This is a genomic window from Streptomyces sp. NPDC014882, assembly GCF_043081325.1.
GTDB lineage: Bacteria > Actinomycetota > Actinomycetes > Streptomycetales > Streptomycetaceae > Streptomyces.
The window spans coordinates 576,889-591,199 of record NZ_JBIBWL010000001.1; the positions used below are offsets into that span (position 1 = coordinate 576,889).

The following is a 14,311-nucleotide window of genomic DNA, read 5'->3' on the forward strand; positions in this document are numbered from 1 at the left end:
GTTCCGGGGCGGTGCGGTCGGGTCAGTCCTTGATCTCGCAGATGGGGGCGCCCGAGGTGATCGAGGCGCCGACCTCCGCGGCGAGGCCCTTGACGATGCCGGAGCGGTGGGCGTTCAGGGGCTGCTCCATCTTCATGGCCTCCAGGACGACGATCAGGTCGCCCTCCTTGACCTCCTGGCCCTCCTCCACCGCGATCTTGACGATGGTGCCCTGCATCGGGGAGGCGAGGGTGTCGCCGGAGGCGGCGGGGCCGGACTTCTTCGCCGCGCGCCGCTTGGGCCTGGCACCCGCCGCGAGACCCGTGCGGGCCAGGGACATGCCGAGCGAGACCGGGAGGGAGACCTCCAGGCGCTTGCCGCCGACCTCGACGACGACCGTCTCGCGGCCCGCCTCCTCGTCGGCCTCGGCGTCCGCGGGGGCCGCGAAGGGCTTGATGTCGTTGACGAACTCCGTCTCGATCCAGCGGGTGTGGACCGTGAAGGGGTCGTCGGAGCCGGTGAGCTCGGGGGCGAACGCCGGGTCCCTGACCACCGCGCGGTGGAAGGGGATGGCCGTGGCCATGCCCTCGACCCGGAACTCCTCCAGGGCGCGGGCGGCCCGCTGGAGGGCCTCCTTGCGGGTGCGGCCGGTGACGATCAGCTTGGCCAGCAGGGAGTCCCAGGCCGGACCGATGACCGAGCCGGACTCCACGCCGGCGTCGAGCCGCACACCCGGCCCGGACGGGGCGTCGAAGGCGGTGACGGTGCCGGGGGCGGGGAGGAAGTTGCGCCCCGGGTCCTCGCCGTTGATGCGGAACTCGAAGGAGTGGCCGCGCAGCGCCGGGTCGTCGTAGCCGAGTTCCTCGCCGTCGGCGATGCGGAACATCTCGCGCACCAGGTCGATGCCGGCGACCTCCTCGGTGACCGGGTGCTCCACCTGGAGGCGGGTGTTGACCTCCAGGAAGGAGATCGTGCCGTCCATGCCGACGAGGAACTCCACGGTGCCGGCGCCGACGTAGCCGGCCTCCTTGAGGATGGCCTTGGAGGAGGAGTACAGCTCGGCGATCTGCGCCTCGGACAGGAACGGCGCCGGGGCCTCCTCGACCAGCTTCTGGTGCCTGCGCTGCAGGGAGCAGTCACGGGTGGAGACGACGACCACGTTGCCGTGGCTGTCGGCGAGGCACTGGGTCTCGACGTGCCGGGGGTTGTCGAGGTAGCGCTCGACGAAGCACTCGCCGCGGCCGAAGGCGGCGACGGCCTCGCGGACCGCCGAGTCGTACAGCTCGGGGACCTCTTCGAGGGTGCGGGCGACCTTGAGGCCGCGTCCGCCGCCGCCGAAGGCGGCCTTGATCGCGATGGGCAGGCCGTGCTTCTCGGCGAAGGCGACGACCTCCTCGGCGCCCGACACCGGGTCCGGCGTGCCCGCCACCAGCGGCGCGCCGGCGCGCTGGGCGATGTGCCGGGCGGCGACCTTGTCGCCGAGGTCGCGGATGGCCTGCGGCGGCGGGCCGATCCAGATCAGGCCCGCGTCCAGGACGGCCTGGGCGAACTCGGCGTTCTCCGAGAGGAACCCGTAGCCGGGATGGATCGCGTCCGCCCCGGACTCACGGGCGGCGTTCAGCACCTTCTCGATGTCGAGGTAGCTGGTGCCCGGAGTGTCACCGCCCAGGGCGAACGCCTCATCCGCGGCGCGGACATGCAGAGCGTCCCGGTCCGGTTCGGCGTACACGGCGACGCTTGCGATACCGGCATCCCGGCATGCCCGGGCCACGCGGACTGCGATTTCGCCACGGTTGGCGATGAGCACCTTGCGCACGATTGAGGCTCCCTCCTTGAAACAAGCCGAGTTTAGGGACTGCCGACACGACTGATCGACCCGTCCTCAAGGGTGAGCTTGCCCACACGCAGCGTGATGGCGGGCTCACTCGACGGCGGAATCCCTTGCAGTACCGCCGTACGCAGCACTCCTTCCGGAAACCCTAGCCCTCCACTGTGGCCAAGGTCTCTGTGAGCACGTGCTGCGGCCCACTCCGATTCTTTGTGGAGTCCCTACGAATGGCCCAATGATTCTTTGCCGTCGGCAGAACCCTTGTCCCCTGGTTTACCCGTTAGTAGCGTTCGTGGCGCCGAAGAGGGCTCGGCGGCCCGGAGGGCCTCCCCGGGGGAGGGGCGGGCGACGGGCCGGCACTGCTCGGAGCAACCAGGGGGCCCGCACGGGCCCGGTCGAAAGTGGGTGGGACCGGTGGTGCGCAGACCGGTGGCAGTCGTCGTGGCGGTCGTGCTCGTCGTGGAGGCGCTCGGCGTCGCCGCGCTGAACTGGTTCCTCGGGATCGTCGTCGACCGCCAGGACATGTCCCTGGCGGGCCTGGACCCGGACGTGATGTCGACGTCGTCGAAGGCGGGCGGGATCGTCTTCGGCCTCTACTTCGCCTTCTGCGGGCTGGTCGCCCTGCTGGTGGCGGTCCGCGACCAGCCGCCGGCCGGCTTCGGCCGCGTCCTGCTGATCAGTGCCGCGGTGGTGCACGGGCTGCTGGCCGCCGTCGCGTGGGGGCTGGTGGGGTGGCCCGCCTTCCTGTCCATGGTCGCCGTGCTCGCGCTCATCGTGCTGCTGCTGATGACGTACGACCGCCACGACGGGCCCGCCGCGCCCACCACGTCCGCCGCCGAGCCCCGGGACGAGGGGCCGAAGGACCAGGGGCCGGCCCCGGTCAGCGGTCCGCCGGCGCCCACAACTCCGTGATGCCCACGCCCAGTTGCGCCAGCAGTCGGCGCACGAGCGGCAGGCTGATGCCGATCACGTTGCCGTGGTCGCCGTCGATGCCGTCGATGAACGGCGCCGAGCGGCCGTCCAGGGTGAACGCCCCCGCGACGTGGAGGGGTTCGCCGGAGGCGACGTACGCGGCGATCTCCTCGTCGGTGGGTTCGCCGAAGCGGACGACGGTGGAGGCGACGGCGGAGGCGTAGCGCCCGGTCGCGGTGTCGTAGACGCAGTGGCCGGTCTGCAGCGTGCCCACGCGGCCGCGCATCGACTTCCAGCGGGCGGTGGCCTCCTCGGCGTCCGCGGGCTTGCCGAGGGCCTCGCCGTCCAGGTCGAGGACCGAGTCGCAGCCGATCACCAGGGCGCCCCGGACCTCGGGCTTCGCGGCCACGACGGAGGTCTTGGCCTCGGCGAGGGCGAGCGCCAGTTCGGCGGGGGTGGGGGCGGTCACGGCGTCCTCGTCGACCCCGCTGACGATCACCTCGGGGTCGAGGCCCGCCTGACGCAGCAGGCCCAGCCGGGCGGGGGACTGGGAGGCGAGCACGAGACGGCGGCGCTGCTGATCGGTCATGCGGTCAGGGTATCGGCGTGCCGCGCCGCCTTCACCCCGGTCACCTGAGGCCGATGACGATCATCGCGAGCACCATGGCCAGCGACATGAGGAGCCCGAGCCGCCGCAACATCGCCTGCGTCTCGCGCAGTTCCTCGGGCGGTTCGTTCTCGGGGTCGGACCACAGCATGCCCTCCAGCGTGCGACGACGCGGTGCCGGGCGCCTGAGTACGCGTACTCAACTTCCTTAAACGGGACTGTGGTTTCATTAAAGCCTGCCCCGTGCCGGCCGACGAGAGGACACGCCCGTGTTCACCACCGCTTGGACCGCCCCGCCCCAGCTGCCCAGCGAGGGCTTCACCCCCAACTGGTCCCGCGAGGGCTTCTGGCGCCAGTCCGTGCGCCAGACCGTCCGGCTGACGGCGGGCGGCGCACGGGTGCGCGTCCGGCTGTCGAACGCCTACGGCACCTCGCCGGTCCGCGTCGCCGCCGCCACGGTGGCCCGCGCGGCCGCGGGCGCCGCCGTCGAGCCGGACTCCGTCACCCGCCTCGCCTTCGGGGGCGCGGGGGCCGCGGCGATCCCGGCCCGGGGCGACCTGCTCAGCGACCCCGCCCCCCTCGCCGTGGCCTCCGGGCAGGCGCTGACGCTGACCCTGCACTTCGACGCGGTCACCGGCCCCGCCACCTTCCACGCGCAGGCCTTCACCACCAGCCACCGCGGCGAGGGCGACCGCACGGCGGACCCGGGCGGGGAGCGCTTCGACGCGAGCAGCGAGTCCTGGTACTTCCTCACCGCCGTCGAGACCGACGCGGGCCGCACGGACGGCATCGCCCTCCTCGGCGACTCCCTCACCGACGGCTTCGGCTCGACGCCCGGCGCCGACCGGCGCTGGTCCGACCAGCTGGCCCGGCGCACCGGACGCCCCGTCCTCAACGCCGGGATCGGCGGGAACCTGCTGCTCAACGACTCCGCCTGGTACGGCGAGAAGGCCCTGCACCGGCTGCGCCGCGACGTGCTGGACCAGCCGGGCGTGGACACCCTCGTGGTGCTCCTCGGCCTCAACGACATCGGCTTCGGCGAGACGGACGGGCAGCCGACGTACAAGCCCGCCCCCGTGGTGGAGGCGGACGAGCTGATCGCGGGGCACCGGGAGCTGATACGGCAGGCGCGCGGGAGGGGCCTGCGGGTGATCGGGTCGACCCTGCTGCCGTTCGGCGGCTCGGACCACTGGGGCGGGCACGCGGCCGGGGTGAGCCGCGAGGTCGACGCGTGGGTGCGCCGTTCCGGCGCGTACGACGCGGTCGTGGACCTGCGCCGGGCACTGGCCGATCCGGCGGACCCGGACCGGCTGCACCCCGCGTACGACTCCGGCGACCACCTGCACCCGGACGACGCGGGGTACGCGGTGATGGCCGAAGCCGTGGCCGCCCGTCTGTGACGGGCTGACGGGCTGACGGGCGGACGGGGCCGGGGCCCGGGGGCCCGGCCCCGGGCCCGTACGGACGGGAGGCCGGACTAGACCGGCCAGTAGGTGCGGCCCCAGGCGGCCGGGCCCGGGCCGGGCAGGCGGCGGGCCGCGATGCGGGAGGGGTCCGACCAGGAGTCCCTGACGCCCTGCGCGCCGGACGGCTCGGCCGTCGCCGCCGCGGCGCGGGCGCGCACCACCGCCAGTGCGGCGGCCAGCTCCTCCGGGGTCGGATTGCCCCGTACGACCTTGATCACAGCGGCTCCTTACAGGGGGATGTTGCCGTGCTTCTTCGGAGGGAGGGATTCCCGCTTGGTGCGCAGCTGACGCAGGCCCCGCACGATGTGCCGGCGGGTGTCCGACGGCATGATCACGGCGTCGACGTAACCGCGCTCGGCGGCGATGTAGGGGTTGAGGAGCGCGTCCTCGTACTCCTGGATCAGCCGGGCGCGGGTCGCCTCGAGGTCTCCGGCGGACTCCGCCTCGGCGATCGTGCGGCGGTGCAGGATGTTGACCGCGCCCTGCGCGCCCATCACCGCGATCTGGGCGGTCGGCCAGGCCAGGTTCAGGTCGGCGCCCAGGTGCTTGGAGCCCATGACGTCGTACGCCCCGCCGAAGGCCTTGCGGGTGATGACCGTGATCAGCGGGACGGTCGCCTCCGCGTAGGCGTAGATCAGCTTGGCGCCGCGGCGGATGATGCCGTCGTGCTCCTGGTCCACGCCGGGCAGGAAGCCGGGCACGTCCACGAAGGTGACCACCGGGATGTTGAACGCGTCGCAGGTGCGCACGAACCGGGCCGCCTTCTCGGAGGCCTTGATGTCCAGGCAGCCCGCGAACTGCATCGGCTGGTTGGCGACGACGCCGACCGGAGAGCCCTCCACCCGGCCGAAGCCGGTCAGGATGTTCGGCGCGTACAGCGGCTGCGTCTCGAAGAACTCGCCGTCGTCCAGGACGTGTTCGATCACCGTGTGCATGTCGTACGGCTGGTTGGCGCTGTCCGGGACGAGCGTGTCCAGCTCCAGGTCCTCGTCGGTGACGGCGAGGTCCGCCTCCTCCGGGAACGCCGGGGCCTCGGAGAGGTTGTTCGACGGCAGGTACGACAGCAGCTGCTTGACGTACTCGACGGCGTCCTTCTCGTCGCCCGCCATGTGGTGGGCCACGCCCGACGTGGAGTTGTGGGTGCGCGCGCCGCCCAGCTCCTCGAAGCCGACGTCCTCGCCGGTGACCGTCTTGATGACGTCCGGGCCGGTGATGAACATGTGCGAGGTCTGGTCGACCATGACGGTGAAGTCGGTGATCGCGGGCGAGTAGACCGCGCCGCCCGCGCACGGCCCGACGACCAGGCTGATCTGCGGGATCACCCCGGACGCGTGGGTGTTGCGGCGGAAGATCTCGCCGTACGCCCCCAGCGAGGCCACGCCCTCCTGGATGCGGGCGCCGCCGGAGTCGTTGATGCCGATGACCGGGCAGCCGGTCTTCAGGGCGAAGTCCATGACCTTGACGATCTTCTGGCCGTAGACCTCGCCGAGGGCACCGCCGAAGACGGTGAAGTCCTGCGAGAACACGGCGACGGGCCGGCCGTCGACGGTTCCGTACCCGGTCACGACACCGTCCCCGTACGGACGGTTGTCCTCCAGGCCGAAGTTGGTGGAGCGGTGCCGGGCGAACTCGTCCAGCTCCACGAACGAATCCTCGTCGAGGAGGAGTTCGATGCGCTCACGGGCCGTCAGTTTGCCCTTGGCGTGCTGCTTCTCGACGGCGCGTGCGGAGCCGGCGTGCGTCGCCTCCGTGACGCGGCGCTGGAGGTCCGCGAGCTTTCCCGCGGTCGTGTGGATGTCGATCTCTTCCGACTCGGACATCGGGATGCGGCTCCCTGCCTGCTCAAAAGGGGGGACGGTTACTCATCCGTAGAGTAGTGGCGGCCCCACCGATCGGCAGTGCGGCGTTTACCACACCTAGGGTGGCTTGCATGACGCCGCGAGATGCAGCAGGAAACCCCGGGCAGCCGGGCCGTCCCGGACCCGGCAGCCGGTGGTCCGACCTGGACCGTCCGCCCCTCGACGCCGTCGCGCTGCGGCGCGGACTCGTCCGCGGGGGCGGGCTGTGGACGGCGGTCGACGTCGTGCCCCGCACCGGGTCCACCAACTCCGACCTGGTCGCGCTCGCGACCGCCGGGAAGGCCGGCGAGGGGACCGTCCTGGTGGCGGAGGAGCAGACCTCCGGCCGGGGGCGGCTGGACCGGCGCTGGAGCGCGCCCCCGCGGTCGGGGCTGTTCTTCTCCGTGCTGCTGCGGCCCGCCGAGGTGCCCGTGGAGCGCTGGGGCTGGCTGCCGCTGCTGACCGGCGTCGCGGTCGCCACCGGCCTGTCCCGGGCGGCGGGCGTCGACACGGCGCTGAAGTGGCCCAACGACCTGCTGGTGACCGTCGGCGGCCAGGAGCGCAAGGCCGGGGGGATCCTGGCGGAGCGGGCCGGCCCGGACGGGGTCGTGGTGGGCGTCGGCGTCAACGTCACCCTGCGGGCCGGGGAACTCCCGGTGCCGCAGGCGGGCTCGCTGGAACTGGCCGGAGCGGTGAGCACGGACCGCGACCCGCTGCTGCGGGCGGTGCTGCGGTCGCTGGAGGAGTGGTACGGGCGGTGGCGGCGGGCCGGCGGCGACCCGTCCCTGTCCGGGCTCCAGGAGGCGTACGCGGCGGGGTGCGCGACGCTGGGGCGGACCGTGCGGGCGGAGCTGCCCGGGGAGCGCTCGCTGGTGGGGGAGGCCGTGGCCGTGGACGGGGACGGGCGACTGGTCATCGCCACGCGGGAGGGCGTGCGGGAGCCGGTGGGCGCGGGCGACATCGTGCACCTGCGGCCGGCGTGAGCCGCGCCCGGGCCCGTCCGGGGGGTGCCCCGGCCGGGCCCGGGGCACCCGGCCGGCCTGCCGGACCGCCGGCGGGCGGGGACGCTTCTCCGAACGGAGTGAGCTGGCGCACACCTGCCGTAGAGTTGGGGCCGGTCGAAACCTGACCGCGATAGATCGGAAGGGCAGCAGGCGTGACCGTCGACGACACGGGCTCCGACGAGGGCGCGGACGGCCGGGTTGACGTGCCGGCCGCCGACCCCGGCGACGACCCTCTCGCCCTTCGCCTCGAGCAGCTCATCCTCGGCGCCGAGCGCCGCTACACCCCCTTCCAGGCGGCCCGCAGCGCCGGTGTCTCCATGGAGCTGGCCTCCCGCTTCTGGCGGGCCATGGGCTTCGCCGACATCGGGCAGGCCAAGGCGCTCACCGAGGCCGACGTACTGGCCCTGCGCCGCCTCGCCGGTCTCGTCGAGGCGGGACTGCTGAGCGAGGCCATGGCGGTGCAGGTCGCGCGGTCCACCGGGCAGACCACCGCCCGGTTGGCGGAGTGGCAGATCGATTCCTTCCTGGAGGGGCTGACCGAGCCGCCCGAGCCGGGGATGACCCGTACCGAGGTGACGTACCCGATCGTCGAGCTGCTGCTGCCCGAACTGGAGGAGTTCCTCGTCTACGTGTGGCGCCGGCAGCTCGCCGCCTCGGCGGGGCGGGTCGTGCAGGCCGCGGACGACGAGGAGATGGTCGACCGCCGGCTCGCGGTCGGCTTCGCCGACCTCGTCGGCTTCACGCGGCTGACCCGCCGCATGGAGGAGGAGGAGCTCGGCGAACTGGTCGAGGCCTTCGAGACCACCGCGGCCGACCTGGTCGCGGCCCGCGGCGGACGGCTGATCAAGACCCTCGGCGACGAGGTGCTGTACGCGGCCGACGACGCCGGCACCGCCGCCGACATCGCGCTGCTGCTCGTCGAGACGATGAGCAACGACCCGACGATGCCCGAGCTGCGGGTCGGCATGGCCTTCGGCACGGTGACCACCCGGATGGGCGATGTCTTCGGCACGACGGTCAACCTGGCCTCCCGGCTGACGTCGATAGCGCCCCGGGACGCCGTGCTCGTGGACAGCGCCTTCGCCGAGGAGCTGATCCGCACCGGTGACGCGCCCGCCTCGGAGGCGGCCGCCGCCGAGGCCGCGGCGGCCGCCGAGAAGGAGGGCGAGGAGCCGCCCGTGCACCGGTTCGCACTCCAGCCGATGTGGCAGCGGCCCGTGCGCGGGCTCGGCGTGGTCGAGCCCTGGCTGCTCACGCGGCGCAACGGCGGTGGCGGCGGCGCGTAGAGCCGGTCCGACGGACCGGGGCCCTCGTCGCGGTGGGGTCCTTCCGCGCGAACGTGAACGCGAACGTGAACGCGGGCGGGTGCGGGCGGGCGCGGGCGGTGCGGGGAAACGGCGGCAGAGGGCGGGTGCCTGCGGCCGGGGGCGGCGACCGGGACGGTGCCGCCGGGGGCATCCGCGCGGAAGGAGGCGTGCCGGGCCCGTGTCCGCGGCACCGTCCTCGGGACACGATCCGCCGCGGCATCATCCGCCGGGGCGCGATCCGCCGGGCAGGTCCAGGGGTCCGCTCCCCGGTTCAGTCCGCGGGACCGGTCAGCGTGTCCACGCAGAGTCCGACGACCGGCAGGCAGAGTGCGGGACCGCCCGTCGGTCCCGGAGGCGGCGGGACGGTGGCCGGGCCGGGCGCCGGGGACGCCGTGGGCCCGGACGGCCCGGAACCGCCGGGAGGCCGGGCGCTCGTGCGCAGGGAGGACGCGGGCGCCGGCGTGCGCGGGCGCGCCTTCGCCGGTGGCGTCGGGCGCGGGCCGTGGGGGCCGCCCGGGGTGCGGGCCGCGGAGGGCGGGGCGGCGGCGGCCTCGGGGGAGGTGGGGGTGCCGCCCGCCGGGACGGGGGCGGTCGACGCCGGGCCGGGCACAGGGGAGACCGGGACGGCCGCGTCGGTCGCGTCGGTCGTGCCGGCCGGGTGGCCCGTGGCCGCCTCCGGCCGGCTGTCCGCGGTGGGCCGGAGCAGGGGCCCGGCCCCGGCGGCGTCCGTGCCGGGGTCCGAGTCCGGCCGCAGCAGGCTCAGGGCCCCCACCGCCAGCGCGAACCCGCCCGCGGCGTACAGCGCCTTCCGGGGCCGGGGCCGGCGGTGCCGCCCGCGGCTGCGGCGGGGCGGCCCGCGGCGGATTCCGGCCGCCTCCACCGCGTCGGCGGCCCCCACCGCCCCTACCGCGTCCACCGAGTCCACCGCGTCCGTGGCTCCCCGCGCACGGCCCGCTCCCGCGCTCGCGGTCCGGGCCCTCACCGGTGTGGTCGTCATCGCGTGCCCTCCCCGAGGTCGTCGCGCCCCCTCTGCGCCGTGGCGGACGAACGTTATGCGCTCCCCCGGGCGATGCGGGTGGAGTCGGGCGGGATGTCACTCGAACGGGTGGGCGGAGGGTGATCGCGGTGCGGACGGGAGACGGCCGGGCCTTTTCCCGGCGCGGCGCGGCTGCGATGATCGGGCGAGCCAGGTTTGTTAACCCGCGTTAACCCGGAGGGTGTCATGAGTGAGGAACGGTTCGGGGAGTTCGTGCTGGTGCGGCGGCACGGGGACGGCCACGTCGCGGAGCTGGCCCTCGACCGGCCCAAGGCCATGAACGCCGTGTCGACCGGGATGGCCCGGTCCCTCGGGGCCGCCTGTGCGGCGCTGGGCGACGACCGGGACGTACGGGTGGTCGTGCTCACCTCGACGCACGAGCGGGCCTTCTGCGTCGGGGCCGACCTCAAGGAGCGCAACTCCTTCTCCGACGCCGAACTGCTGCGGCAGCGGCCGGTCGCGCGGGGCGCGTACACCGGTGTGCTGGAGCTGCCCGTGCCGACGGTCGCGGCGGTGCACGGGTTCGCGCTGGGCGGCGGCTTCGAGCTGGCGCTGGCCTGCGACGTGATCGTGGCCGACCGGACGGCCGTGGTGGGGCTGCCCGAGGTGTCGGTCGGGGTGATCCCGGGCGGCGGCGGGACCCAGCTGCTGCCCCGCCGGGTGGGCGCGGCCCGCGCGGCCGAGCTGATCTTCTCCGCACGGCGGGTCGAGGCCGCCGAGGCGCGGGAGCTGGGGCTGGTGGACGTCCTGGTGGACGAGGGGCGGGACCGGGAGGAGGCGCTGGCGCTGGGCGAGCGCATCGGGGCGAACTCGCCGGTGGGGCTGCGGGCGGCCAAGCGGGCCCTGCGGCTGGGGCAGGGGCTGGACCTGCGGGCGGGCCTGGAGGTGGAGGACGCGGCTTGGCGGACGGTGGCCTTCTCGGGGGACCGGGCCGAGGGCGTGGCGGCCTTCAACGAGAAGCGGAAGCCGCAGTGGCCGGGGGAGTGAACGGTTCCGACGGCGAACCGGGCCGGTGAAGGGGGACCGGGCCGGGGGCGAACCGGGCCGGGGAAGGCGAACCGGGCCGAGGGTGAACCGGGCCGGGGGTGAACCGGCTCGGAGTGGACCGGCTCGGGGCGGGCGGAGCCGTCACTCCTGGTGTCACCTCGGTGTCCCCTTTGTGGCCGAATGTCCCTAGCCTGGGGGGATGGGTGAGGACAGACGCCTCGCGGCCGTGGTGGCGCTGGCGCAGGGCATGGCGGCGGCGCGCACGCCCCGCGAGTCGTGGCGCGCCGCGGCTCTCGGCGCCTGCCGGGCGCTGGCCGGCGGTTTCGCCGCGCTGTCGGTCTGGGAGCGCGACCTCGGGCGGCTGCGCGTCCTCGTGAACGTGGGGGACCGGGCGCCGGACGAGGACGAGTTCCCCGACGACGAGGCCTATCCGGTGCACCGCTTCCCGGAGATCACCGAGTTCCTGCACGAGCGCTGGACGGCGGGCGGCGAGCCCGACGCCTGGGTGGAGACGGCCCGGGGAGCGGCCGCCGGACGCGCCGGCTACTGCCACCAGAGGGTCGCCGCCCTGCGCCGGCGCGGACGGGGCTCCTGCGTGGTCGCGCCGATCGTGCTGCACGGCCGGGCGTGGGGCGAGCTGTACGTGGCCCGCTCCTCCGGCACCCCCGTCTTCGACCGCGGCGACGCCGACTTCGCGACCGTCCTGGCGGCCGTGGTCGCGGCCGGGCTCGCGCAGACCGAGCGGCTGGAGGAGGCCCGCCGGCTCGCCTTCACCGACGCCCTGACCGGCCTGGCCAACCGCCGCGCCGTCGACGTACGCCTGGAGGAGGCGGTGGAACGGCACCGGACGCACGGGGACGTGGTGAGTCTCGTCGTGTGCGACCTCAACGGGCTCAAGCGGGTGAACGACACCTGCGGGCACGCCGTCGGCGACCGGCTGCTGGAGCGGTTCGGCTCCGTGCTGTCGCTGTGCGGGGCGATGCTGCCCGGCGCCCTGGCCGCCCGGCTCGGCGGGGACGAGTTCTGCCTGCTCGCCGTCGGCCCGGCCGCCGACGACGTGGTGAAGGTCGCCGGCGAACTGTGCCGCCGGGCGGCCGAGCTGGAGCTGGGCGAGGGGGTGGCCTGCGGGGTCGCCTCCACCGGGGACCCGATCGGGCCGGTGCGGTCGGCCCGCCGGCTCTTCCGGCTCGCGGACGCGGCCCAGTACCGCGCCAAGGCCGTCCGGGCCGCCCGCCCGGTCGTCGCGGGGCGGCAGGGGCCCGACGACCCGGTCGTCCGCCTCGCCGACGAGCCGCCGCACGGCCCGGCCGGGGAACGGCGGCGCTTCCGCGGGCGGCACTGAGCGGCCGGCGCGCCCGCGGACGGTCGCGAGGCGCCGGCGGGCAGCCGCGTGGCGCCCGCGAACGCCCGCGCGGTCCCGGCGGACGGCCGCGACGCGTCACCGAGCGACCGTGACGCATCGGTAAGGGGTGGAGCCCGCCCCCACTGGTGACATCTTCATCTTCACTGCGTACGCTCCTGAATATGGATATGCACACTGTGGTGGACGGGAAAGGCGCGAAGCGCGGCCCCGAAAGGGTGGTGGTGGGCGACGGGCGGGCGTCCGGCGTGACCGCGTCCGACGTGCTCGCCGTGGCGCGCGACGGCGCCCGGGTCGAACTCTCCGAGCAGGCGGTGGCGGCCCTCGCCGCGGCGCGCGGGATCGTCGAGGCGCTCGCGGCCAAGCCCGAGCCCGTCTACGGCGTCTCCACCGGGTTCGGTGCCCTCGCCACCCGGCACATCAGCCCGGAACTGCGCGGCCGGCTCCAGCGCAACATCGTCCGCTCGCACGCCGCCGGCATGGGGCCGCGCGTCGAGCGGGAGGTCGTCCGCGCCCTGATGTTCCTGCGCCTGAAGACCGTCTGCTCCGGACACACCGGCGTGCGGCCCGAGGTCGCGCAGGCCATGGCCGACCTGCTCAACGCGGGCATCACCCCGGTCGTCCACGAGTACGGCTCCCTCGGCTGCTCGGGCGACCTCGCCCCGCTCTCCCACTGCGCCCTCACCCTCATGGGCGAGGGTGACGCCGAGGGCCCGGACGGGACCGTGCGGCCCGCCGGCGAGCTGCTCGCCGAGCACGGCATCGCCCCGGTCGAACTGCGGGAGAAGGAGGGCCTGGCCCTCCTCAACGGCACCGACGGCATGCTCGGCATGCTGGTCATGGCCCTCGCCGACCTGGACCGCCTCTACAAGTCCGCCGACGTCACGGCCGCCCTGACGCTGGAGGCGCTCCTCGGCACCGACCGGGTCCTCGCGCCCGAGCTGCACGCCATCCGCCCGCACCCGGGCCAGGGTGACTCCGCCGCCAACATGCTGGCCGTGCTGGCCGGTTCGGAGCTGACCGGGCACCACCAGGACGACGCGCCCCGCGTCCAGGACGCCTACTCCGTGCGCTGCGCCCCGCAGGTCGCCGGCGCCGGACGGGACACCATGGCCCACGCCCGCCTCGTCGCCGAACGCGAGTTGGCCTCCGCCGTCGACAACCCGGTCGTCCTGCCCGACGGCCGGGTGGAGTCCAACGGCAACTTCCACGGCGCCCCGGTGGCCTACGTCCTCGACTTCCTCGCCATCGCCGCCGCCGACCTCGCCTCGATCGCCGAGCGCCGCACCGACCGGCTGCTGGACAAGAACCGCAGCCACGGCCTGCCGCCCTTCCTCGCCGACGACGCCGGTGTCGACTCGGGCCTGATGATCGCCCAGTACACGCAGGCCGCGCTGGTCGGCGAGCTGAAGCGGCTGGCCGTGCCCGCCTCCGCCGACTCCATCCCGTCCTCCGCCATGCAGGAGGACCACGTCTCCATGGGCTGGTCGGCGGCCCGCAAGCTGCGCACCGCCGTCGACAACCTCACGCGCGTCATCGCCGTCGAGCTGTACGCCGCCACCCGCGCCGTCGAGCTGCGCGAGGGGCTGACGCCGGCGCCCGCGACCCGCGCGGTCCTCGACGCCGTGCGCGCGGCGGGGGTCCGGGGCCCGGGCCCGGACCGCTTCCTCGCCCCCGACCTCGCCGCGGCCGACGCCGTCGTGCGCGACGGACGGCTGGTCGCGGCCGTGGAGAAGGTGACGGGACCGCTCCGCTAGGGCGTGTTTCGAAAGTCCCTCCCCCAGAGGGGGTGCCCCCAGCCCGGCGGCGTCTGGCACGCACTCCCCCAGAGGGGGCACCCCCAGCCGCGTTGTCGGGATCGCCCCGATACACCCAGTATCGGGGCGACCCTCCGCCTTGCGATCGCACGCACCAGACGCCGCCGGGCCTGCCCTTCGGGCAGACGACGCTACTTTCGCAACACGCCCTAGCCGGCACGAAAGGGCCC

General features: G+C 74.6%; 13 protein-coding genes. 7 read left to right on the forward strand and 6 right to left on the reverse strand.

The window, feature by feature from the left end:
• Window positions 1-22: 22 nt before the first annotated feature.
• A complete protein-coding gene (locus tag ACF09K_RS02575; protein WP_392240620.1) occupies window positions 23-1,795 on the reverse strand; it encodes an acetyl/propionyl/methylcrotonyl-CoA carboxylase subunit alpha in 1,773 nt (590 codons plus the stop codon).
• A 426-nt stretch (window positions 1,796-2,221) separates the two neighbouring features.
• On the opposite strand from ACF09K_RS02575, the gene ACF09K_RS02580 reads away from it, so the two are divergent.
• Window positions 2,222-2,719 (forward strand): hypothetical protein, encoded by a 498-nt coding sequence (locus ACF09K_RS02580; RefSeq protein ID WP_392240621.1) that lies wholly within the window; start codon window positions 2,222-2,224, stop codon window positions 2,717-2,719.
• Here the strand turns inward: ACF09K_RS02580 and ACF09K_RS02585 are convergent.
• Both ACF09K_RS02585 and mmpB read right to left on the reverse strand, forming a co-directional pair.
• Window positions 2,688-3,308 carry a Maf family protein gene (locus ACF09K_RS02585; protein WP_392240622.1) on the reverse strand — a complete coding sequence of 207 codons (621 nt, stop codon included), beginning with the start codon at window positions 3,306-3,308 and terminating at the stop codon, window positions 2,688-2,690. The genes ACF09K_RS02580 and ACF09K_RS02585 overlap by 32 nt on opposite strands.
• A 40-nt stretch (window positions 3,309-3,348) precedes the next feature.
• On the reverse strand, window positions 3,349-3,477 hold the full coding sequence (gene mmpB / locus ACF09K_RS02590) for a morphogenic membrane protein MmpB (RefSeq protein WP_392240623.1): 129 nt from the start codon (window positions 3,475-3,477) through the stop codon (window positions 3,349-3,351).
• Between the two features lie 118 nt (window positions 3,478-3,595).
• On the opposite strand from mmpB, the gene ACF09K_RS02595 reads away from it, so the two are divergent.
• Window positions 3,596-4,726, forward strand: coding sequence for an SGNH/GDSL hydrolase family protein (locus tag ACF09K_RS02595; protein ID WP_392240624.1), 1,131 nt, complete (start codon window positions 3,596-3,598; stop codon window positions 4,724-4,726).
• Window positions 4,727-4,803: 77 nt separating this feature from the next.
• Here the strand turns inward: ACF09K_RS02595 and ACF09K_RS02600 are convergent, their stop codons facing one another.
• Complete coding sequence (locus tag ACF09K_RS02600; protein ID WP_392240625.1) at window positions 4,804-5,010, reverse strand: acyl-CoA carboxylase epsilon subunit; 207 nt, start codon at window positions 5,008-5,010, stop codon at window positions 4,804-4,806.
• 9 nt (window positions 5,011-5,019) lie between these two features.
• Entirely contained in the window at window positions 5,020-6,612 is a 1,593-nt protein-coding gene (locus tag ACF09K_RS02605) for an acyl-CoA carboxylase subunit beta (protein ID WP_392240626.1), read from the reverse strand.
• Window positions 6,613-6,722: 110 nt separating this feature from the next.
• Between ACF09K_RS02605 and ACF09K_RS02610 the strand changes: the two genes are divergently transcribed.
• A complete protein-coding gene (locus ACF09K_RS02610; protein ID WP_392240627.1) occupies window positions 6,723-7,613 on the forward strand; it encodes a biotin--[acetyl-CoA-carboxylase] ligase in 891 nt (296 codons plus the stop codon).
• A gap of 173 nt (window positions 7,614-7,786) precedes the next feature.
• Complete coding sequence (locus ACF09K_RS02615; RefSeq protein WP_392240628.1) at window positions 7,787-8,920, forward strand: adenylate/guanylate cyclase domain-containing protein; 1,134 nt, start codon at window positions 7,787-7,789, stop codon at window positions 8,918-8,920.
• A gap of 292 nt (window positions 8,921-9,212) precedes the next feature.
• Here the strand turns inward: ACF09K_RS02615 and ACF09K_RS02620 are convergent, their stop codons facing one another.
• Window positions 9,213-9,938 carry a hypothetical protein gene (locus tag ACF09K_RS02620; RefSeq protein WP_392240629.1) on the reverse strand — a complete coding sequence of 242 codons (726 nt, stop codon included), beginning with the start codon at window positions 9,936-9,938 and terminating at the stop codon, window positions 9,213-9,215.
• Window positions 9,939-10,163: 225 nt separating this feature from the next.
• Here ACF09K_RS02620 and ACF09K_RS02625 point away from each other — a divergent pair, with 225 nt between their 5' ends.
• The 3 genes from ACF09K_RS02625 (at window position 10,164) to hutH (ending at window position 14,081) form a co-directional block, all read left to right on the forward strand.
• The gene (locus tag ACF09K_RS02625) at window positions 10,164-10,964 is read left to right on the forward strand and encodes an enoyl-CoA hydratase/isomerase family protein (RefSeq protein ID WP_392240630.1); all 801 of its coding nucleotides are present in this window, start codon (window positions 10,164-10,166) and stop codon (window positions 10,962-10,964) included.
• Between the two features lie 199 nt (window positions 10,965-11,163).
• The gene (locus tag ACF09K_RS02630; RefSeq protein ID WP_392240631.1) at window positions 11,164-12,306 is read left to right on the forward strand and encodes a diguanylate cyclase domain-containing protein; all 1,143 of its coding nucleotides are present in this window, start codon (window positions 11,164-11,166) and stop codon (window positions 12,304-12,306) included.
• A 182-nt stretch (window positions 12,307-12,488) separates the two neighbouring features.
• A complete protein-coding gene (gene hutH, locus ACF09K_RS02635; protein ID WP_392240632.1) occupies window positions 12,489-14,081 on the forward strand; it encodes a histidine ammonia-lyase in 1,593 nt (530 codons plus the stop codon).
• Window positions 14,082-14,311: the final 230 nt, after the last annotated feature.